Origin of the sequence: Nocardiopsis akebiae, from assembly GCF_018316795.1 — a bacterium.
GTDB classification, from domain to species: domain Bacteria; phylum Actinomycetota; class Actinomycetes; order Streptosporangiales; family Streptosporangiaceae; genus Nocardiopsis; species Nocardiopsis dassonvillei.
This window is the reverse complement of sequence record NZ_CP074132.1, coordinates 2,107,018-2,125,817: the sequence shown is the minus strand read 5'-3', so window position 1 is coordinate 2,125,817 and position 18,800 is coordinate 2,107,018. Positions and strand designations below refer to the sequence as shown.

Sequence of the window (18,800 nt, the reverse complement as noted above, 5' to 3'; positions counted from 1 at the left end):
GTTCCGACCGTGTCCGTCATCCTGCGCCCCAACCACCGCGACCCCATCCGCCCCCGCAGCTCCCCCGAGGTGATCAAGACGCTCGCCCGGCGTCTGACCGACCGCGACCGCCACCTCATGCGGTTGATCTGGCGCCACCGCGTGCTCACCACCGACCAGCTCACCGCGCTGGGGTGGAACTCCTACAACACCGCCAAGCAGCGCCTGGCCACCCTGTACCGGCTCCGCGCCCTGGACCGTCTCCGGCCCTGGCAGCCGCGCGGCGGCTCCCCGTGGCACTACGTGCTCGACTCCCCCGGCGCGGAGATCCTGGCCGCCGACGAGGGCATGACCCTGCGCGAGTTCGGCTACCGCCGCGACCGGGTGCTGGCCAACGTCACCAGCACTCAGCTCTCCCACACCCTGGGCATCAACCAGGTCTTCACCGACCTGTACGCCCACGCCCGGGAGAAGAGCCACGACGCCCATCTGCGGTGGTGGACCGAGGGAGAGTGCGCCGACCTGTGGGGCGACATCGTACGGCCCGACGGCGCCGGGGTGTGGACCGTGGGGGACGCGTCGGTGTCCTTCTTCCTGGAGTTCGACAACGGCACCGAGCGGCTGCGCCGCCTGTCCGCCAAGCTCGACGCCTACCACGAGCTGGCCGCGGCAGCCGTGCACGGAGTCGTGCTGTTCTACCTGCCCTCCCGCAAGCGCGAGGCCCACATCCGCCGCGCGCTGGGCGCCACCACCCCCGTGCCCGTGGCCACCGCGGTCCACGGTGACCACCCCGCCCGCCAGGTGTGGACCCGTCTGGACGACCCGCACCTGCGACCCCGGCACCTGACGGGGCTGGTCGAGGAAGAGGCTCATCAACCGGCCCTGTTCGACTGGAGGGAGGCACGTGGCTAGCTTCGGCTGCGGGCTCACCCTCGGCGTGGGCGTCCTCCTCGCCCCCGCACTGCTGATCTCGGTGGCGCTCTCCGCCGTCGACGCCCCCACCAGGATGGCACCCAAGCAGGTGGAGGGCATCGACCCAACCTTGCTGGACGCCTACGCGCGCGGACCCACCCTCCTGAAAGGCGAGGAGTACGCCCACTGCACCGGCATGCGCTGGTCCGTCCTGGCCGGGATCGGAGCGGTGGAGTCCGACCACGGCGCCAGCGTCGACATCGCCCCCGACGGCACCACCGACCCGCCGTTCGTCGGTCCGCGCCTGGACGGCTCCGGGGTCGGTGGCAACCTCACCCCCCACTACGACACCGACGACGGCAGGTGGGACGGCGACACCGAGTACGACCGGGCGGTGGGGGTCACCCAGCACCTGCCCGCGAACTGGGACAGGTACGGGGTCGACGGCAACGGAGACGGCCGGGCGGATCCGCACAACGTCTACGACTCCGTCGCCAGCACCGCGGTGGAGCTGTGCCAGAGCTCCCAGGGCGCACCCGTGGACTTCTCCGGTCGGAGCGATCTGGAGGAGGCTCTGTTCCGGTACAACCCCGCCGACTGGTACGTGGACGAGGTCATGGCCGAGGTCGACCGCTACGACCGGTTGTCTGCCGGTGCCGGAGCTGGAGGGGGCAGCGAAGCCGGTCAACGGGCGGTGGAGTGGTCCCTGGATCAGCTCGGTAAGCCCTACGTCTGGGGTGGCTCCGGGCCGGACGCCTTCGACTGCTCAGGGTTGGTCATGCGCGCTTGGGAAGCCGCTGGCGTCTCCATCCCCCGTGTGACCACCGACCAGTTCGCCCACGGCGCCCGCGTCGGCCTGTCCCAGGTCCAGCCAGGAGATTTGCTGTTCTACAACGTCGGCCCCGGCCCTCAGCCAGGGCACGTGACCATGTACGTCGGCGATGGGCAAATGATCAACGCCCCCTCCAGCGGCAAGGTCGTGCGCCTCGATCCGGTCGATATGCCCTACTACGCGAATGCGTTCGCTGGCGCTGTCCGACCGACGTCCTCCCGCTGAACCATCCCCGCGTGCGCGGGGAGCAGGCACAGGACGACCAGGACGAGGCCGCGGTCAAGGGACCATCCCCGTGTGCGCGGGGAGCAGACGAACAGCCGCTACGGACCCGCACCCGGAGTGGGGCCATCCCCGCATGCGCGGGGAGAAGATGTCTCACCTTGTCTCGTTCCTGGACAGGCCAAAGCCTCCGATAAACCAAGTATGAGACAGTTCTCAGAACGGTGGCTCGTCACTGAACCCACCGAAGCCTCCACCGGTTGGTTTGGGCGGAGGAGTGTAGTCCCGCATGGTCCCGTGCATGTAGTCCGTGACGCCACGAGCGTCAGCCCAGAACCGGCGAAAGAGCATGCGTGCGGGCTCTGGGTCAGGATCAGGCTCGTAATCGTTTATGTCTTCGGTGTGCACTACTAGCCGGTCGGGGTTAAGGCTGGCCATCGTCGACAGCCCGAGAAAGACTGCCTCGGCGTTCTGCCAGGTGTGAGGCACGGTCTTGCCGATGAGCATCTTACGCACCGTCTCCTTGCTCGCGGCCCCCTCCTGCGGAGGCGCGTCCTCAGCTGCCTGACTCACCGCCTCCATCGTCGGCATCCCGGCATCGACCCACAAGCGGAACAGCGTCTCCATGAACCTGCGTTGCGGCCCTGGAGGCAACTCCTTCTGCGAGGGCATCCGGATCGACCTCACCATCCCGAAACTCCTTTGGGCAACCTTCAGCAAGCAGAAACAAGCTAGGACAAGCGTAAACGATCTCTGGCTCTGACAAGCACTACAGGGGCCGCCTCATGCTCTCGATCAGTCCGGAGAAAGCGGGCGGAGCATCGGGGTGTAGCTGCTTTCAGGCTTGATAGTGACCGGAAGCCCCGGTGTGAAGGGAGTGAAGATGATTGAGGTGCGCGCTGCACTCATCCTGTTGGGCAGCACGGGGTGCGGTGTCCTCGCAGGGACACTGCGGTTGGCGGCAGGGGCTTCCTGGCCCGATGCTCTGTTGGCTGCCGGTGCCGCGTTCGGGGCAGCAGTGGGCATCCTGACACTGGTGGTCAGGAGCGACCGTTCTTCAGACAGATCCTGATCCGGCCTTAAAACCCCAGATGAGGCAGCGGAAGCCGTCCCCGCGCGCGCAGGGAGTAGCCGACCTCTTTCGCGAGGTCGTCGATCTCGGCGGGATCATCCCCGCGTGCGCGGGGAGCAGTCACGCTCGGCCTGGACGGCGCTACGTATGAGAGGGCCATCCCCGCGTGCGTGGGGAGCAGGCCATCCACCACCCGGTCCCGACCCGGGACACGGGGCCATCCCCGCGTGCGCGGGGAGCAGACTTCATGACCTGCGGCCCTACCAGAGGAAAGCAGCCGTTTTTCCAGCTTCCTGAGAACGGATATTTCCCCTCCCTGCCAAGGCAGTCCTTGAACTCTTCCTACCGCAGACCAGGCTTGTCCCACCAATCAGTTAGGGCACAACTACCATCGTGCAACGCTGGAAAACCGCACGCGACGGCGCGCACCTTCCAGAGGACCCCAGCACAGCCCTGTGACATTAGTACAGCGACGGCACAACTGCGACGCCTCTGGTTCGTACATAAGACGGACTTTCCCGCACAGGACGCACAAGAAGTGCCTGTCTCCGGTCGCGTTGGACTCCGAAGACAGGCACGAGCAAAGGTGTTCACTCGGCGGGGCGAATCCGCACCCATCGACCGTGCAGCCAGGCTTCGGCTCGGACCGCCTCCGGCTCCAGTTCCACAGCGGCACACACGTGGAGTGCAGCCCCGGGAGGCACGGGACCGTTCGCTCCGACGCTGTGCAGCTTCGGCGGACCATCGCGGAAGAAGGACCGCATGAGAACGCGCTGCTCCCCCTGGGCTGCCTCGACCTCTTGCTGATAGTGGCGCTCGGCCACGAGCAGGTCCCACACCTGCGCTCGGGGCAGCGGCTGGTCGTCGCCGTCTCGGCACTGGTCGGCGAACCGCTCCAGAACCCGGCACTCTGCCTTGGGCATTTCGAGCCTCACGAAGTCACGGCGTGCGCTGAGGGTGATGACTCCGAGCGTGCGCCCTGCGTTCTTGACGACAGCGGACACCCCCTCGCCTCTCCCGGTGGGCGTGACGTAGGTGACCCGAACGTCAGTGTGGGGAACCTGCAACCCGGTGTGGGGAAGCGTGATCATGATGTCTCCTAAGCGGTGTGCTGCTGGTCGGGGTGGACCTGCGTCCAGACGTCACCGGTCCACAGCTCAGCGCGGGCCGCGTCGGTCGGGAAGGAGCGCTTCCGTACGGCGCACACGGCAGCCGGATAGTCCGGGTAGGAGGCGGCGATGTCGAGGAGTTCCGCGTGTGCGGGGAGACCAGAGGCGTCGATGACCCGCAGCAGGTAGCACCGCCGACGACCGGCGTCGCGAACCGCGAGTTCCCAGTCGTGTTCCGCGATGAGGTGGTCGAGCACGGTGGCTTCGGTGAGACCGGGGTTGAACAGGGCGGTCTGCATTGCGAAGGACCACACGACGTAGGCGGCGCGCTGGTCGACCGCGACGAACCGGGTCGGGCCGTTGTGGGTGTTGGTGGTGTGGCCCAGGAGCGTACGCCGCTGCCGTACGGTCGCGATCTCGATCGCGTCGCGCCCCGAACCGATCCGCTGGGTAGTGGTGACGTGGACGTGGGTCGGGGGCACACGCAGGCCGGTGTGGGTCAGCGTGATCATGGGTTCTCCCTTCGTGGAGGTAAGGGGAGTGCGTGAGGTGCTGGCAGCGTGCGCCAACCTGCCCGCACCCCCTGAGCGGTGCGTACGCACGGGCGGGCTCGTGACCGAGTTCGCGAGGACCCGGTGGCGGCCTGAGTTGGAGCCCGCCCGTCTGCGCGAGGAGGCAGGATTCGGGCTTTGCGCGCGAGTGCGTACGCACGGGTTGTTGCGTTACCGTGGGAGCGGTCGATCTCTCTGCTAGTCACTTAGAGGTCACGACCGGGGGTTGGCCGGACGCAGTCCGGCCAACCCTTCGTCGTGCTCGGGGCTCGGTGCGCGTTCCCTAGACGGTCAGGTTCGGGACGTCGATCAGGTGGGCGCGCCGCTCCACCCGCTTCCAGTCCGGTGCGGTCTCGCGGTCCCAGTCCACGAACGCCATCGGCCGGTGGACGAACGCCTGTCCGGCCCCGGAGTCGGGGTGCCAGGAGGTGAGGGCGAGCAGGCCGACCGGGGTGATGACGTAGGCCCACTCGATGAACACCGGGTCGCACCTCTTGGGGTCGACGGGGCACCGGCAGGTGAGGACCTGTTCGGTCTCCTCGCGCCGCCCGTGGCAGTAGCACTGCGGGTAGAGGTCGTGGTCGGGGTCGTCCAGGTTCCGGAATCCGGTGTGCTCGAAGTGGCCGCGCTCGAACGGTCGGGAGCTGTGGGAGCGGATCAGGGTGGACCATCCGGCGGGGTGGTCCTTGACCAGCACCTGCGCCATGGCTTCGTGGTCACGGTCGAAGGTGTCGTGGTAGAGCCGGAACAGCTCGGCTCCGAGTCCGGTGGGGTAGGAGTCGAAGTGGTGGTAGCGCCCCCACCAGCCCTTGCCGGTGGTGTTGGGCAGGGCGATGGCTCCGCGCGTGCTCACGAGTCGGTCCCCTTCCTCAGCTGGTCGGCGATGTCGGCTGCGGTGTTGAGCTGGTTCGCCAGGTGCCGAGCGCTGTCGGGCGGCAGCGGCACCAGGTGGGCGAGCTGCCCGGTGGGGCACAGCCACGCCATGACCTGGTGGGTGTCGGGTTGCACGGAGGCGCCCACCGTGGGCGCGCTGGATAGGCTGGACATGCCGTATCTCCTCGTTCAGCGATGTGGTGTCGTTGGTTGTCGGTGGTGCGGTGGGGGCTGACCTGCGCCTACAGGTCAGCCCCGGCTCATCTGGTGGGGTGGTGCCTCACTGTGAGCCCGTGCGGGGTGCTAGTCGTCGGCTTCCTCGGTGCGGTGGAACTCGACCCATCCCCGGTCGCCCATCCACAGTTCGGCGCGCACCGCTTCCTTGGGCAGCGTCAGTCGGCCGATGGCGCGACGTGCGCCGTCGTAGTCGGGCGGCGCGGTGTGCGTCAGGGCGAAGCGGATCATGCCGGGGACGTCGATGCGGGTGAAGTAGCGCACCAGGTACTCACGCGCGCGCTCCGCCGTAGCGACGTCACGTGCGAACTCGTACTCGTTGGCGAGGTCGTCCAAGACGAACTCCTCGTTCATGGGCTCGCCGTTGTGGTCGCGGCAGGCGGAGACGAAGATGTCCACGACGTCGCGGGCCTTGGGGGTCTGAGGGTGGAACTGGGTCGCTCCGCCGTTGCCCTCGTTGGCGATGGTGCCGAGCTTGCTCCCATCGGCGCGCAGGACGGCCGACCAGGCGATGCCGCAGCCCACGTCGACCTGCTTCAGGCTGGTGACGCGGATCCGGTCGGTGGGCACCCGCATCTGGGTGTGCGTCAGCGTGATCATGTGTGCTCCCTTCGGGTGGGGTGGCCCGGAGCCCGCTGTTGGCGGGTCCGAGGGGTCTAGTTGTCGCTGCACAGCACCGAGGTTCGGCCCGCAGCCAACTTCCAGCGGGCGAAGAACTCGGTGTCGGCGGTCATGGCCGTGGCGAGCCGTTCGGCCAAGGCGTCGGTGGCCTCTTCGCCGGAGGCGGCCACGCACAGGGCGTTCACCAGAGCGCCGCTGTCGTAGGTGTCGACGTCGCTGCTCAGGACCACGACGGCACCGCATCGCGTGAACGGTGCGGGTGCGGTCATCGCGTCGGTGAACCGCGTCAGAACGGCGTACTGCTGGTTCTGGTCCAGCGGTGTGGTGGCGTCGGGTGCGAGCGCGAATACTTCCACGGTCAGCACAGCCACGGTCGTTCTCCTTTCCGTGCGTGGGGCGCGCTGCGCGCCCCGGTCGGCGGGGTTCAGGAAACGGTCTGCCGGGCGTGTTCGACCAGGTGTGCGGTGATCTGGTCTGCCACGGCCATGACCTGTTCCGCAGAGGTGTGGGCCGCGTCGGTGTTCTCGGCCCACCCGGCGACGTAGGGCACGGAGTAGGCCAAGGTGTCCAGCCCCATGACCGTGCTGACCAGGCAGGCCACCGATTCGGCCTCGACTTCGCGCCGTTGGCGGGTCAGACCGGTACGGGTGTGGTGGTCGCACAGGATGTGTGCCAACTCGTGTGTGAGGGTCTTGAGCGCCTGTGCGGGATCAACGGTGTCGCGTACGCGCACGGTGCGGGTGTGGTAGTCGACGTAGCCGTAGGCGTCACCGCAGTCGCCCCGTTCGAGCGTGTATCCGCGCGTGGTCACCATGGCGGCCACCTGGTTCCACAGGTCTTCGGGAGCCGCGCCTCGGAGTTCTACGGGTACGACGTCGACCGGATCCGGCAACGGTTCTCCGTCGGTCTGGGAGACGTCGAAGACGGTTTCGACGGTGAAGCCGCGCACCTGGTAGCGCGCTCCGGTGTCGTCGGTCTCGGTGGTGTCGCTCTCCTCGGTCACGCGGTAGCGGACTGGGGCGAGGATACGGATACCGCGTTCTCCCCGGCGCACGTGGCGACCGGCTTTCAACCAGGCTCCGAACGCGCGCACGTCGCGCGCGCCGGGGTGCTGGGACAGGATCAGCACCAGGTTGTTGACCGAGTAGCGACGCAGCCACGCACGCGAGGTGAGCATGTCGCGCCAACCGTCGCTGCTGACCAGGTCGGCCACGGCGGTGTTCAGCCGTTCCTGCACCTGTGCCAGGCGCTGACGCCGTTCTTCTGGAGTGAGTTTCTTGGACTTGCGGGGGGACATGGGACTCCTCTCCGGGGTGCGTGGTGTGTCTCAACTGCGGTCACCGGCCACAGGTGCGTCTGCGGCCCCTGAGCGTCGTTGAGCGCGCCACCAGCGGATCCAGCGCTGTCCGGGCAGTGGTGTGTGCTGGTCGCTGCGTACAGCGCAGCGACCAGCACCACGGGCTAACTGGTCAGCCGTCGGGGCATGACCAGGTGGCGAAACGCCGTGGGGTCGCTCAACCCGTCGGGGTTGTCGGTCAGCACGCACGGCCTGTCCGGTGCCTGGAGGTGCAGGGTGACGGACTCTCCGGTGAAGGTGTTCAGCGCGTCGGCGAAGAAGTGGTGGTCGAGTCCGAGCGTGAGGTCGCTGGCACCGCTGGTGCGCGCCGACAGCGCGCGGGTGCGCACGTGCTGCGCTCCCTCTCCCAGGTAGGGGGACACCCGCACCGAGCCCGCTGCCACCGTGACCGTGACCGGGCTGTTCTTGTGCCCCTTGGCGGCGAGCACAGCGGCGGCCCTCTCGGTCTGGGTCACCAGTTCGGCGCGGTCGACCACCACCGTGCCGGGCGTGGTGGTGGGCAGGATGTCCTTGTACGTGACGAACTCGCCGTCGTTGTGCAGGCGCGCCACCACCGACACCGGGCCGCTTTCGATCGAGACCAGGTCACCGAACGGGCCGGGGCCGCTGCCGAGTCGGATGTCCTCTCCGAGCTTGGGCAGAATCTTGCCCAGCAGCGCACCGTCGATCAGCGCGCCGTTGTCGGGGGCGGTGTCGGTGACGACGTGCGCGCGCACGTGTGCGACCGCCAGCCGGTAGCGGTCGGTCGCTGCCAGTGTGAGCCCGCTGTCTGCGACGTCGATCTTCATGCCGGTGATCAGGGGAAGGGTGTCGTCGCGTCCCACGGCGCGCAGCACCCGCTTGGACTCGGTGACGAACCGGTGGCCGTCCACGTGCGCGAACACGGGCGGGGGCTTGGGCAGGTCCGGGTAGTCGGACACGGGCAGCAGTTCCATGGGCATGGCGCTGTCCGCCAGTTCGACCGTGGCGAACTGGCGGTCGCGCACGCGCACGGTCACCGGCAGGTGGTCCGCGTCGCGCTTGCGCATTCCCTTGGTCATGGCGTTGACCAGCTTGGACAGTTCGTGGTGGGAGACCAGCACGCGCCCGGGCGTGTTCACGGCGTCGGGGATGCGCACGGTCACTGCCGCGTCGTAGTCGAATCCGCGAACCAGCAGGTCACTGCCGTCGCTTTCGAGCAGCGCACCGGCCAGAACGGGCACGGACGGACGCGTGGTGACAGCGACGCCCACCGTGGCCAACGCGTCTACCAGGGTGGCGCGCGTGGTGGTGAACACACCGGTCATGGTGCGCGTGGTGTCGGTGGTGTGTGTCCTTTCCAGAACCGAGGTCATGTTTCCTCCCAGGAAACGAATCGGGTGTGTGGTCCGAGGATTCTTGGCCCCGGTGACAGGCCACAGGACAAACGTGCTGCGGCCCACCGTCACGGCCAGAATCAGAACGGCTCGCAGAGCATCCCGAAGCGCGGACCGAGCGTGATCCGAACTTCCGGTTCGGGAGCGATGTAGCCCCATCCCTTCCGGTCGGAGGGAACGACGCTGTACAAGTCGATATAGGCGTCTTCGGGAACGTGCGCGAACAGGGTTTTTCCGCTGTCCGCCGAACGTGTGGACACCGTTTCGTCTTCGCTCAGGGTCGGATAGGACACGTCGCAGATGCCGGAACCGGTGACGCGCTGCCTCAGCTTGCGCCCCGCGTCCGCGCGCGAGGTGAACGCTTCCCCTTCGCTGCCGACGTCACCGAACGGGTGATAGGGGCCGCCATGGAAGAATCCGACGTAGAGGACACGCATTTTCGTGGCTCCTTTCGTTGGCTTTTGCTAGGTCGGCAGTGGGCAGCACGCACAGGACACGGCGCGCGCTGCCGGACAACCGGCCTAGAGCCACACTCGACACAGACCCTGGTGTCGCGTGGTGGTGACCGAATATCCAACGTCGGGAATCACCGTGCGCCCGTCGTTACGCAACCAGGCGATAGGGGTCTGATAGGAGTACACGACGTACGAGATTCCGGGGTTTTCGCAGTCGGAACGGTAGACGTCCACCCATTCTGCGGGCAAGCGACCCGTTCCCCGGGGAGCGTACGCATGGGCGCGCATGGCACCGTACGAATGGAACGGAGAGCGGGAGCGCAGCAGCCCGAACGGCCCTCCGACATCATGGCGAATGGAAGCAATAGCCATTGTGTTGATCTCCTCTGCTAGTCACTACTAGATATACCCACAATGGCCAACTCAATAAACCCGAACTCGGCAATTAATTCAGCGCCACAAGCCCCCACGGAGACAGGGAAAACCACACACAGACAAGAAGCCACAAAGAAGAAATGAGCAAGACAAAATAAAGACTTACAAAGGATAGAAAGAAAGGGGTCAAGGAGCAAAGATAGCGATAAATACAACGAGAGAAATCACGCCATCATCCACCCGTAGAATTTTCTGAAGCCGCACGCGGCACCAGTCGGGTGAAGCGCCGACGCCCCTCATGCACCCGCCGACCTGCGGTTACTCTTACGCAAGGGGTAGCCATCCAGGAGGGCTGGGGGTGGGGCGGGGTTCATGGCCGCCCTGAGGGCTAGTCGGGAAAGAGGAAAGCAAAAGGACAAGGCGAAGGAGTCCAAACAGAGAAAAGAAAACGCCATCAAAGAGAGACAGGGCCGGGGCAATGTCCCTACTCTGCACCCTGGAGCTTGATCTCGTGGTTTTTTCGCACGCGCGCGGCGGATGCGGAGTCGCCCTTTTCATCGTACCGCCTGGCTAGCTCCTGGGTGGCATCAAAGGAAGCGGGGTCGATCTTGATCGCCCTGTTGAGCATGGAGATCGACCGGCGTGTTTCTACTTCCTTGGAGCATTCAGTCAGTGCTTCGACAAGGCGGTTTCGGATTCTTTCCCGGATTGCCTCGGCCCACAGGTAGTCGGCCTGTTCAGCGAAGTCTCCGTCCGCCAGGGCCGCAGCGCTGGTCGCGAGTACCGCTGCATCCTCACCGTCGGCGTCGTCCAGAAGCTGTTCCACCCGCCACAGATCGCACACCACCAGGTCGGGGTTGAGTCGGTAGAGGTCGCCGTCGTGGATGATGACCGCGGTCGCGTCCTCGCCCAGGAGAGGACGGCAGGCGGTGCGCACGGAGGTGCAGGCGTCGTGCCAGCGCCTGATGGCGCGGTGTCCGGTGTCCTGGGGCCACATCGCGTCGACCGCGGCCTCCAGCCTCACCCCCGCTGGGTGGGCGGCCAGGTAGCTCAGGACCTCGTATGCGGCTCGGCGATGCGGGCGGACCTGGTGGCCGTGGACGGCCAGGGTGATGCGGCCGAGCACGGTGACGGACACCGCGCCTGCGGACGCCTCTGCCTGGTGGGATGTAGAGGCTTCCACACCGGGCTCGGGTTCCGGTTCGGGCTCTTCGGTCTCGTCTGCCGCGTCAGCGTCTTCTGTGTCCTTGGTGTCTTCGATCGGTGTGTCGTGGCGGGTGAGCAGGGCCCGATACAGCTCGGATGAGGTGGTGGTGGCCCAGTGGTGGCCCACCGCTTCAGCGAAGGGGGCATCGGCTGTGGTGATGACGCCGTGGGCGTCGATGCTCATGGTCGGGCCGTCGTCCTGGGGCCAGGGGCCGAGCAGGATCGCGTGGAGGGGTGCGTTCGGGGTGTGGGCGAGCAGGGAGGTGACTTCCGTGGCCACGCCTGCGTCCGCGCGGGCCAGCAGCACGAACTGCGGTCCGCCGGGGGGTGCGGCGTCCTGGTCTTCTGTGTCGTCGTGTTCGTCGGCGGCGCGGTGCCGGGCGAGTACTTGGAGCTGCAGCAGTGTCAGGGCGTCCTCAACACCGTCGGTCACCATGATGGAGGCGTCCTCGTCGAGCTGGGGTAGGCGCCGTGTTTCGTCCAGCAGAGCGTGCAGGTCACTGTTGGGCACGACGACGGTGAGGGCGCTCTCGCTGTGGTCCAGGGCGCGGGTCAGGAGCGTGCGAGCAGCGCCCTCGGCGCCGGGGCCGGTGATGCCGAGCCCGGGTGCGCGGGCCAGGTCGATCATCGCCAGTTCGGGACGCTCGTCTTCCGCGTCCTCGTCGGTGTCGATCGGTGCGCTTGGCGACAGGGGTGCCTCGGCGGTGTGGTGTGCGGCTTCGGCTTGGTCGTGCGCGTCGGTGGAGGCTTCGTACGCGTCGCTGGAGTGCTGTGGTTGGCCGCGGCGGCGTTCGAGGGCCATGCCGGCCACCACCCCAGCGGTTCCGGTGGTCATGGCCAGGATGAGGCCGCCGGGCAGGGAGAGTCCGACCGCGGGAGTGGAGGTCTCCTCGGGAGCGTCCTCGTTTTCCGGATCGTGGTGTGCTGGCGGGGTGTCCGGTGCTGGGGGCGGGGTGAGGAGCACGCTGTAGGAGATCTCTACGCGGCGTTGCTCGGCGTCATCGGCTGAGTCGATGAGTGCTCGGTCTCCTTCTCCTTCGGCGCGCACGGTGATCTCTTCGCCCAGGTGCGTACGCAGCTGCTCCGCGACCGTTTCCGCGCGTCGCTGGGACAGGTCGAGGTTGTAGGCGGCATCGCCTGCGGCGTCGGTGTGGCCGGTCACCACCACGGGGATCTCCTCAGATCCGTGCTGGTCGATGAGTTGGGCGATGGCCTGTACGTCTTGGCGCATCGGCTCGTTCAGCTCGGCGGAGTCGTAGCCGAAGGAGTCGATGGTGCGGGAGCGGTCGATGAGCACCGGCTCCTCGACGTCCCGCTGGTCCGCCTCCGTTCCGGCCAGGTCCTCGGCTACGGGTTCGGCGGGGGCTTCGGAAACCGTGGTGGCCGGAGCTGCGGCGTGGGCGGCGGCCGGGTACACGGCGATGGTGCCCAGGGTGGTGGCGGCGAGCATCTGCAAGGGGCGTAGCAGCCGGAGCCGGGGCGGGCGGTGGCGAAAGCGCCCTATCGCTTCGGTGATCACGACTGCCAGGTACAGGCTCCACAGTCCCCACAGGGCCAGGATCAGCAGGGCGGCGCCCACACCCTGGGGCAGGCGTGCGCTGCGCAGGTGCACCTGCACGCTGGTCCAGGACAGGTCGAGGACGGGCCAGGTCAGGAGCGTGGCCAGCCACGGAAGTCCGGCCAGGAGGGCGAGGGTGGTGGCGAGTGCGGCGAGCTGGCGAAGGCGTGGGTGTGTCATGGGTGCCTCAGGGCGTGGTGGGTTCGGTGAGCGGTGTGGCGCTCGCTGTTGCGGATGCGGTGCGCGCGGCGAGCGGGAGCAGGCGGAAGGTGTAGGTGCTCTGGGCGGTGACGGTGACCACGTCGCCGTTGACTGTCGCGGTGCCCCGCACTCCGGCGTCGGCGAGGAAGGCGTTCGCGGCCGTGGTCGCGGCGGTGGGGTCCAGGGTCACGGTGCCGTCGGCCCGGTAGGCGGCCAGGTCGATCTGCTGGGCACCGGCGCGGGCGGCTTCTTGGGCGAGCTGGAGGTTGTGGTTGCGCTCCCTGAGGGCTGCGCCGACGTCGAAGACGAGGGCGACCAGCAGCAGGAGGGCGGTGGCCATGATGACCAGGAACGCGGTGGCCTGCCCGCGGTCGTCGCGGAGGGTGGGGCGTCTCATGGTGTGCTCCGGTAAGTGTCGACCACCGAGGAGGCGGTGCCCTCGATGGTGCGTGTGCCGGGCAGGTGCAGGCCGACCAGGTCGGACAGGTTCGCGTGGCAGGTCAGGGTCACGTCCACGGTCGCGCCGGGGGTGAGTCCGCCGGTGTCCACGGTCAGGTCGTGGGTGGCGCAGCTCAGAGAGTGCGTACGCACCGCTTGGGTGGCTGCGGTTTCGGCCGCTGTGTGGGCGGCGGCGGGGGTGCGTTCCAGGGTGGCGGCTCGGGCGGCGGCGTGTGCTGCGGCGTCGGCGGCCATGCCCGCGCTCACCAGCCGGTGGGCGAGCAGCACCAGCATCGCGATCAGGATGAGAACGGGGGTGAGCAGCGCCAGCTCCGCCGACGCCGACCCGCGGTCTGCTGCGTTGTCGTGGCGGTTCATGGTGGGCCTGTCCCGGGGGTGTGGTGTTCCACGGGTCCGGAGACCGTGGCGTTCACGGGCCAGTCCAGGCCGGGGATCATCGTGGGCACGTGCGCGGACACCTGGACCGTGGCGGTGGTGTCGGTGCGTTCCACGGTGATGTCCAGGCCGTGGAGGAGGTCGCCGCGCAGTTGGGTCGCGACCTCGGTGGCGCGGGTGTGCCCGTCGGTTTCGGTGGCCTCCACCGCCCGGGCCGCGGCCTGGCCGTGTTGGGCGATGGTCTGGGAGATGTGGGCGGCGTGCGCCCACAGGCCGATCTGGACCACGAGCACCAGCAGCAGGAGCATGAGCGGGGTGGCCACGACCAGCTCGGTGCTGCCGCGGTCCCGGTCGGGATCGGCAGAGGACGGGGTGAGGCCGCGCATCGGGGCTATCCGAGGGTGATGGATCCGGCCCATCCCAGGACGGCGTCGGAGATCAGGGCCAGGGCTCCGACGGCGAGGATGACCAGGGTGGCGATCACGGCGACGGCTTCGGTGGAGTAGCCGTCATCGGCGTGTGGGCGGGGACGATCGGGTCGGTTGAGGAAGGGAAACATCGTCTCCTCCGATGCGCTTTCACAGGCTGGTGAGGATCAGGTGCAGGGCGGGATAGCCGATGAGGATCAGAAAGCCCGCGAACAGGAGCACGGTCGGCAAGCTCATGCGTTCGGTGGCCGACTGGGCTTGTGCTTCCAGTTCGGCCAGGTGTTGCGTACGCAGGGACGTGGCCTTGGCGGCGAGGCTGGCGCGGACCCGGGCGCCGTCGGCTCCGGCCAGGCGCAGGCTCGCGGCCAGCTCGGTGGCGGCGGGAACGTCGTAGCGCTCCCCCAGCTCTTCCAGGGCCGTCCAGGCGGGTTCGTGTCGGATGGTGGCGGTGTACAGGGCGGTGCGGATGCGGCGCATGGCCCAGGTGTCGCTGGCCCGGGTGGCGTCGTCCAGGGCTCCGGTGACTCCGGCGCCTCCGGCCAGGGAGATGACGACCAGGTCGCAGACCGCGGCGATGGTGTGGCGCATCTGTTCGGAGCGCTCCCTCGCCTGGTCGCGTACCTCCAGGTCGGGAGCCATCCACAGCACCGCGGCGAATACGACCCAGACGAGAGCGCCGAACACCGGTGAAAACGCCAGTCCCAGAGCGGTCAGGACGGTGCCGATCACAGGAGGAGCGACCAGGGTGAGCGCCGCCATGGCGGCTTTCTGGGAGAGGTAGCCGGGCACGTCCCGGTCGCAGGCGGCCAGACGGCGGCGTGTGCGCTGGGTCGGTAGGCCCAGGGCGGACAGCAGGGGAACTCCGGGGGAGCCGAGTCTGCTCGACCATCCGGGGCGTTCGGCGGACTCGGTTGCGGGCTCGGAGACCGCGGTCGTGGGCTCTTGGAGGAGTTCGGCCAGGGAGGGCCGGGATAGGCGGGGCAGCAACGCGAACCACAGCCCTGCGGCGAGCATGCACCCGCCGGCGACGGCAAGGAGGAAGGTGTTCACGAGACCACCTCCGGCTCTGCCTTCTCACGGGCCAGCACCCGGGGGCCCAAGCTGGTGCGGGTCAGGCGGGCGAGCCACACCAGGCCCACCGCCCACAGTGCACCGATGCCCGCCAGGACGAGCTGGCCGATGCCGGTGTTGTAGGGGGCGAGATAGTCGGCGTTGACCAGAGCCAGGCCCACCGCCAAAGCCAGGGTGGTGGCGGCGATGATCCGCGCGGAGGTGCGCACCCGTGCCCGGGTCGCGGCGATGCGCACCAGCATCGCGGCCTGTTCCCGGGCGGCTTGGGCCAGGCTGGACAGCAGCGCGCCCAGATCGGCAGCGTGGCGGCTGGCCACGCTGGACAGCGCGGCCACCACCAGATCCGCGGTGGGCACCTGCACCCGAACGGCGAACTCCCGCAGCGCTTCCTCGGGCGGTGTCCCCCGTTGGAGTTGTTCGGCCAGATGGGCGACGTCGGCACGGATCGGCTCGGGAGCGGTGGGGACGGTGTGGGCGATGGCCTGGTGCAGGCCCGCCGCTCCGGCCATGAGGTCGCGGATCTGTTCGGCCCATCCGGCGACCGCGTCCACCTGGGCGACACTGCTGGCGTGCTCGCGGTCGGGGCCCAGCAGGCGCGGCAGCCACCACATCCCGGCCGCCGCCAGGAGCCCCGCGACCGGCCACCCGGTGAGGAGGGCGATCAGGACTCCGCCCGCCACGGTGGAAGCCGCCCGGAGCACCCGGGCGCGGGGCATCGGTGTCCGTCGCACACGTGCACCTGCGTTCCGGGGAAGGTGCTGCACGCCGGTGAGCAGCAGCCAGGCCCCGGCTCCCAGCAGCAGACCGCCCGCTCCCCCGAGGACCAGTGCCGCGGTCATCGTCGGTGTCCGTTCACGGTGTTCGGGGCGGCCATGAGCCGGGCCACGTCGAACCCTTCGGAGTGCAGCGCCCGGGCTGTGTCCGGGCTCGGTGGCGCGGCGGGTGCTCTCTGGCCGTGCTCGTGGCGGTAGATCTCGTTGGAGACCACCTGGGTGCCGTCCGCGCCGACCACCTCACGGACGCTGGTGACGCGCCGCCCTCCCGTCGGGGTGGCGGACAGGTGCACCACCAGGTGCACCGCCGCCGCGACCAGCAGAGAGGTCGCCTCCAGCGGAAGCCGGTCCGAAAGGGCCGCGTACGCGCCGAGCTTGGTGAACGCCCCTGCGCTGGAGGCGGCGTGCAGGGTGGTCAGGGAGCCGTCGTTGCCCTGGGACATGGCGGTCAGCAGCGGCACGGTCTCGCTGCCGCGGGTCTCGCCGACGATGACGCGATCGGGGGACATCCGCAGCGCGGCGCGGACCAGGTCGGCGACGGTGACCTCGCCCCGGCCCTCGGTGTTGGGCGGGCGGGCGTGCAGGGCGACGGCGTCCGGGTGGGCGGTCTCGTCGCGTTCCAGGGCGAGTTCGGGCACGTCCTCGATGGTCACCACCCGCTCCTGGGGCGGGATCTCCGTGGCCAGGGCCCGTAGCAGGGTGGTCTTGCCCGCGCCGGTGCCGCCGGTGATGACGATGTTGCGCCGCGAGCGCACCGCAGCGCGCAGCAGGTCGACCAGGGTCTGGTCGAGGGTGTCCAACCGTCGCAGCTGGCCCAGGCCGGTGGTGTGGTAGCGGTGGCGGCGGATGGAGACGGCGGGCTGGTGGGAGACGTCGAGGATGGCGTTGAGCCGGGAGCCGTCGGCCAGGGCCATGTCCAGGATGGGAGCGGCCGGGTCGAAGCGCCGCTCCCCCATCGGGGAGTCGGCGGCGATCCGCCGTACCAGGGCCACCAGTTCCTCGGGGCCGTCCACGATCGCGGGAAGCCGCTCACGCCGTCCGTCTGCGTAGCGCACCCACACCCGGGTTCCGGTGAGGTTGACGTTCTCGATCTCGGCGTCCTCCAGCAGGGCCTCCAAGGGGCCGAGCCCGCACACCCGCGCCAACACCTGCCGGGCGATGGCCTCCTCAGCGTCGCCGTCCAGCACCGGCTGTCCGAAGGCCAGCGCACGGCTGGCCCTCTCATCCAGCACCTGGCGGATGACCCTGCGGGCCAGAGCCCGGTACTCCTGCCCCGCGACCGGATCGGTGTCCGCGGCGTGCGCGCTCAGGCGCCGGGTCGCTTCCACGGTGACCTGGCGTACGTGGGAGGCCGTCGTCTCGTCGCTCATGGCACCTGCCCGAGGAATCGCGCCACCGTCGGATCCACCCGTTCCGTACCGGCCGGTTGTGTCTGCTCTGTGAGGGCGCGGCCGAGAGCGCGCGCCTGTCTGATGAGAGGGCGCCGGTCCAGGCGCGCCACCTCACCCCGCCCGCTGAGGAAGGCGGCGGTGCGCGCGTCCTGCGGCACCTTCGCCCATACGGGCAGTCCCACCGCCGCGCTGATCTCCGCGCTGCCCCGGGATGGATCGACCACAGCCAGCCCCAGGCGGGGGCAGCGGGTGCGCAGGCCCGCCGCGGACTCCTTGGCACGTTTCAGGTGCGCGACATCGCCCGGGACCACCAGCACCGCCGCGTCCGCCGCCTCCAGGAAGGCCGCAGGTGTCGCCTCCGGCAACACCCGGCCCAGGTCCACGACCGTCACGTGATCGCCTTTGAGGGCCTTGGGATTCTGGGCCAGCAGACCGACCGCTCCGGCGGTGCGGTCGGCTGTGGAGGGTGCCACGCACACCCGCACACCGCCCGGCAGCACCTGGGAGACCGCCGCGGTGTCGATCCTCTCGTGGTCCTGGCCGCTGCGGTTGGCCGCCGCCAGGTCCACCAGACCGGGCCAGACCGGAAGGCGCCACCACGCGGCGACGTCACCGCCGGAGGCGTCCGCCTCCACCATCCACACCGGATCAGGGGCGGGCCAGGTGCTGGCCAGCGCGAGCGCCAACGTGGTGACACCGGGAGCACCAGACAGGGAGAACACCGCGACCAGCATCAGTCGCCTCCAGGCGGGGTCTGCACCAGGGAGACCTCATCCTCGGCGGCAGCCCGGGCGAGCTGGGCGGCGTAGGTGCCGTCCACCACCAGGTCCACGTGCACCTCACCGCCCACCTCCTCGGTCAGCGGGGTGAGGCTCTGCACCTGCGCGGGAAAGGACGCGGTATCGCTGCTCTCCCCCGTGAGGACCACCGTCACCTGCGACCCCGTCCGTACCGAGGAGGGCACCCGCCCCGAAGCGAGTTGAACGCTGGCCGTGGCCTGCCCGGAGGCCAACTGCTCTCCGTCCGCGCCCAGAACCGCATCCGACAGCAGAGCGCCCTCGGTGACCGCAAGGGTGAGCGTGGTACCGACCACCTGCTCGACGTCGGAGGCCGTCGGCAGGCTCTCGGCCCCGGCCAGTTCGACCACCCGCACGTCGGCGGCGGTGACCACGTGCCCGGCCGGAAGGTCACCGGCCGCCACCAGCACCGGGGAGCGCTGGTCCACCTGGCTGAGCGCGACCACCACCGCACTCGCCCCGGCCACCATGAGCGCCACCGCGACCACCGCTGACCGCCAGCGACGAGTAGCCCGGCCCGACAGACGAACCGGATCGTCCTTGTCCCTGCCGTTGGTTCGGGTGTCGGCTGTGGTCACCATGGTGTTCGCCTTT

The 18,800-nt window shown here is 69.0% G+C and carries 22 protein-coding genes; 2 read left to right on the top strand and 20 right to left on the bottom strand.

Annotated elements, in window-relative coordinates:
• The first annotated feature begins 9 nt into the window (after positions 1–9).
• Together KGD83_RS09165 and KGD83_RS29025 are read left to right on the top strand one after the other, a co-directional pair.
• A complete protein-coding gene (locus KGD83_RS09165; RefSeq protein WP_249352239.1) occupies positions 10–891 on the top strand; it encodes a replication-relaxation family protein in 882 nt (293 codons plus the stop codon).
• Positions 884–1,948, top strand: coding sequence for a C40 family peptidase (locus KGD83_RS29025; protein WP_275956954.1), 1,065 nt, complete (start codon positions 884–886; stop codon positions 1,946–1,948). Before KGD83_RS09165 ends, KGD83_RS29025 begins: the two co-directional genes overlap by 8 nt.
• 213 nt (positions 1,949–2,161) lie before the next feature.
• Here the strand turns inward: KGD83_RS29025 and KGD83_RS09155 are convergent, their stop codons facing one another.
• From KGD83_RS09155 to KGD83_RS09060, 20 genes are all read right to left on the bottom strand, one after another.
• Positions 2,162–2,635, bottom strand: coding sequence for a hypothetical protein (locus KGD83_RS09155; RefSeq protein ID WP_212643399.1), 474 nt, complete (start codon positions 2,633–2,635; stop codon positions 2,162–2,164).
• Positions 2,636–3,607: 972 nt separating this feature from the next.
• Complete coding sequence (locus KGD83_RS09150) at positions 3,608–4,108, bottom strand: hypothetical protein (RefSeq protein ID WP_212643398.1); 501 nt, start codon at positions 4,106–4,108, stop codon at positions 3,608–3,610.
• An 8-nt stretch (positions 4,109–4,116) separates the two neighbouring features.
• The gene (locus KGD83_RS09145; RefSeq protein WP_212643397.1) at positions 4,117–4,638 is read right to left on the bottom strand and encodes a hypothetical protein; all 522 of its coding nucleotides are present in this window, start codon (positions 4,636–4,638) and stop codon (positions 4,117–4,119) included.
• Between the two features lie 322 nt (positions 4,639–4,960).
• A complete protein-coding gene (locus tag KGD83_RS09140; protein WP_212643396.1) occupies positions 4,961–5,530 on the bottom strand; it encodes a hypothetical protein in 570 nt (189 codons plus the stop codon).
• A complete protein-coding gene (locus KGD83_RS09135; protein WP_212643395.1) occupies positions 5,527–5,724 on the bottom strand; it encodes a hypothetical protein in 198 nt (65 codons plus the stop codon). Before KGD83_RS09135 ends, KGD83_RS09140 begins: the two co-directional genes overlap by 4 nt.
• A 129-nt stretch (positions 5,725–5,853) precedes the next feature.
• Complete coding sequence (locus KGD83_RS09130; RefSeq protein ID WP_212643394.1) at positions 5,854–6,384, bottom strand: hypothetical protein; 531 nt, start codon at positions 6,382–6,384, stop codon at positions 5,854–5,856.
• Between the two features lie 56 nt (positions 6,385–6,440).
• Positions 6,441–6,776, bottom strand: a complete 336-nt coding sequence (locus KGD83_RS09125; RefSeq protein WP_212643393.1) for a hypothetical protein — start codon at positions 6,774–6,776, stop codon at positions 6,441–6,443.
• Between the two features lie 53 nt (positions 6,777–6,829).
• Entirely contained in the window at positions 6,830–7,702 is an 873-nt protein-coding gene (locus KGD83_RS09120; protein ID WP_249352237.1) for an ArdC-like ssDNA-binding domain-containing protein, read from the bottom strand.
• A 164-nt stretch (positions 7,703–7,866) separates the two neighbouring features.
• Positions 7,867–9,096, bottom strand: a complete 1,230-nt coding sequence (locus tag KGD83_RS09115) for a DNA polymerase III subunit beta (protein WP_212643392.1) — start codon at positions 9,094–9,096, stop codon at positions 7,867–7,869.
• Between the two features lie 101 nt (positions 9,097–9,197).
• Positions 9,198–9,554, bottom strand: a complete 357-nt coding sequence (locus tag KGD83_RS09110) for a hypothetical protein (RefSeq protein ID WP_212643391.1) — start codon at positions 9,552–9,554, stop codon at positions 9,198–9,200.
• An 877-nt stretch (positions 9,555–10,431) separates the two neighbouring features.
• Positions 10,432–12,891 carry an OmpA family protein gene (locus tag KGD83_RS09105; RefSeq protein ID WP_212643390.1) on the bottom strand — a complete coding sequence of 820 codons (2,460 nt, stop codon included), beginning with the start codon at positions 12,889–12,891 and terminating at the stop codon, positions 10,432–10,434.
• A 7-nt stretch (positions 12,892–12,898) separates the two neighbouring features.
• Positions 12,899–13,309, bottom strand: a complete 411-nt coding sequence (locus KGD83_RS09100; RefSeq protein WP_212643389.1) for a pilus assembly protein TadG-related protein — start codon at positions 13,307–13,309, stop codon at positions 12,899–12,901.
• Positions 13,306–13,728 carry a TadE/TadG family type IV pilus assembly protein gene (locus tag KGD83_RS09095; protein WP_212643388.1) on the bottom strand — a complete coding sequence of 141 codons (423 nt, stop codon included), beginning with the start codon at positions 13,726–13,728 and terminating at the stop codon, positions 13,306–13,308. The genes KGD83_RS09100 and KGD83_RS09095 overlap by 4 nt, the downstream gene beginning before the upstream one ends.
• Positions 13,725–14,132, bottom strand: a complete 408-nt coding sequence (locus KGD83_RS09090) for a pilus assembly protein (RefSeq protein ID WP_212643387.1) — start codon at positions 14,130–14,132, stop codon at positions 13,725–13,727. Before KGD83_RS09090 ends, KGD83_RS09095 begins: the two co-directional genes overlap by 4 nt.
• Before the next feature lie 5 nt (positions 14,133–14,137).
• A complete protein-coding gene (locus KGD83_RS09085) occupies positions 14,138–14,305 on the bottom strand; it encodes a hypothetical protein (protein ID WP_190394705.1) in 168 nt (55 codons plus the stop codon).
• Between the two features lie 19 nt (positions 14,306–14,324).
• Entirely contained in the window at positions 14,325–15,224 is a 900-nt protein-coding gene (locus KGD83_RS09080; protein ID WP_212643386.1) for a type II secretion system F family protein, read from the bottom strand.
• Positions 15,221–16,084 (bottom strand): type II secretion system F family protein, encoded by an 864-nt coding sequence (locus KGD83_RS09075; RefSeq protein WP_212643385.1) that lies wholly within the window; start codon positions 16,082–16,084, stop codon positions 15,221–15,223. The genes KGD83_RS09080 and KGD83_RS09075 overlap by 4 nt, the downstream gene beginning before the upstream one ends.
• Positions 16,081–17,388: a CpaF family protein gene (locus KGD83_RS09070; protein ID WP_212643384.1), complete on the bottom strand. Its 1,308-nt coding sequence runs from the start codon at positions 17,386–17,388 to the stop codon at positions 16,081–16,083. The genes KGD83_RS09075 and KGD83_RS09070 overlap by 4 nt, the downstream gene beginning before the upstream one ends.
• Positions 17,385–18,143 carry a hypothetical protein gene (locus KGD83_RS09065; RefSeq protein WP_212643383.1) on the bottom strand — a complete coding sequence of 253 codons (759 nt, stop codon included), beginning with the start codon at positions 18,141–18,143 and terminating at the stop codon, positions 17,385–17,387. Before KGD83_RS09065 ends, KGD83_RS09070 begins: the two co-directional genes overlap by 4 nt.
• Positions 18,143–18,787: an SAF domain-containing protein gene (locus KGD83_RS09060; RefSeq protein WP_249352235.1), complete on the bottom strand. Its 645-nt coding sequence runs from the start codon at positions 18,785–18,787 to the stop codon at positions 18,143–18,145. Before KGD83_RS09060 ends, KGD83_RS09065 begins: the two co-directional genes overlap by 1 nt.
• Positions 18,788–18,800: the final 13 nt, after the last annotated feature.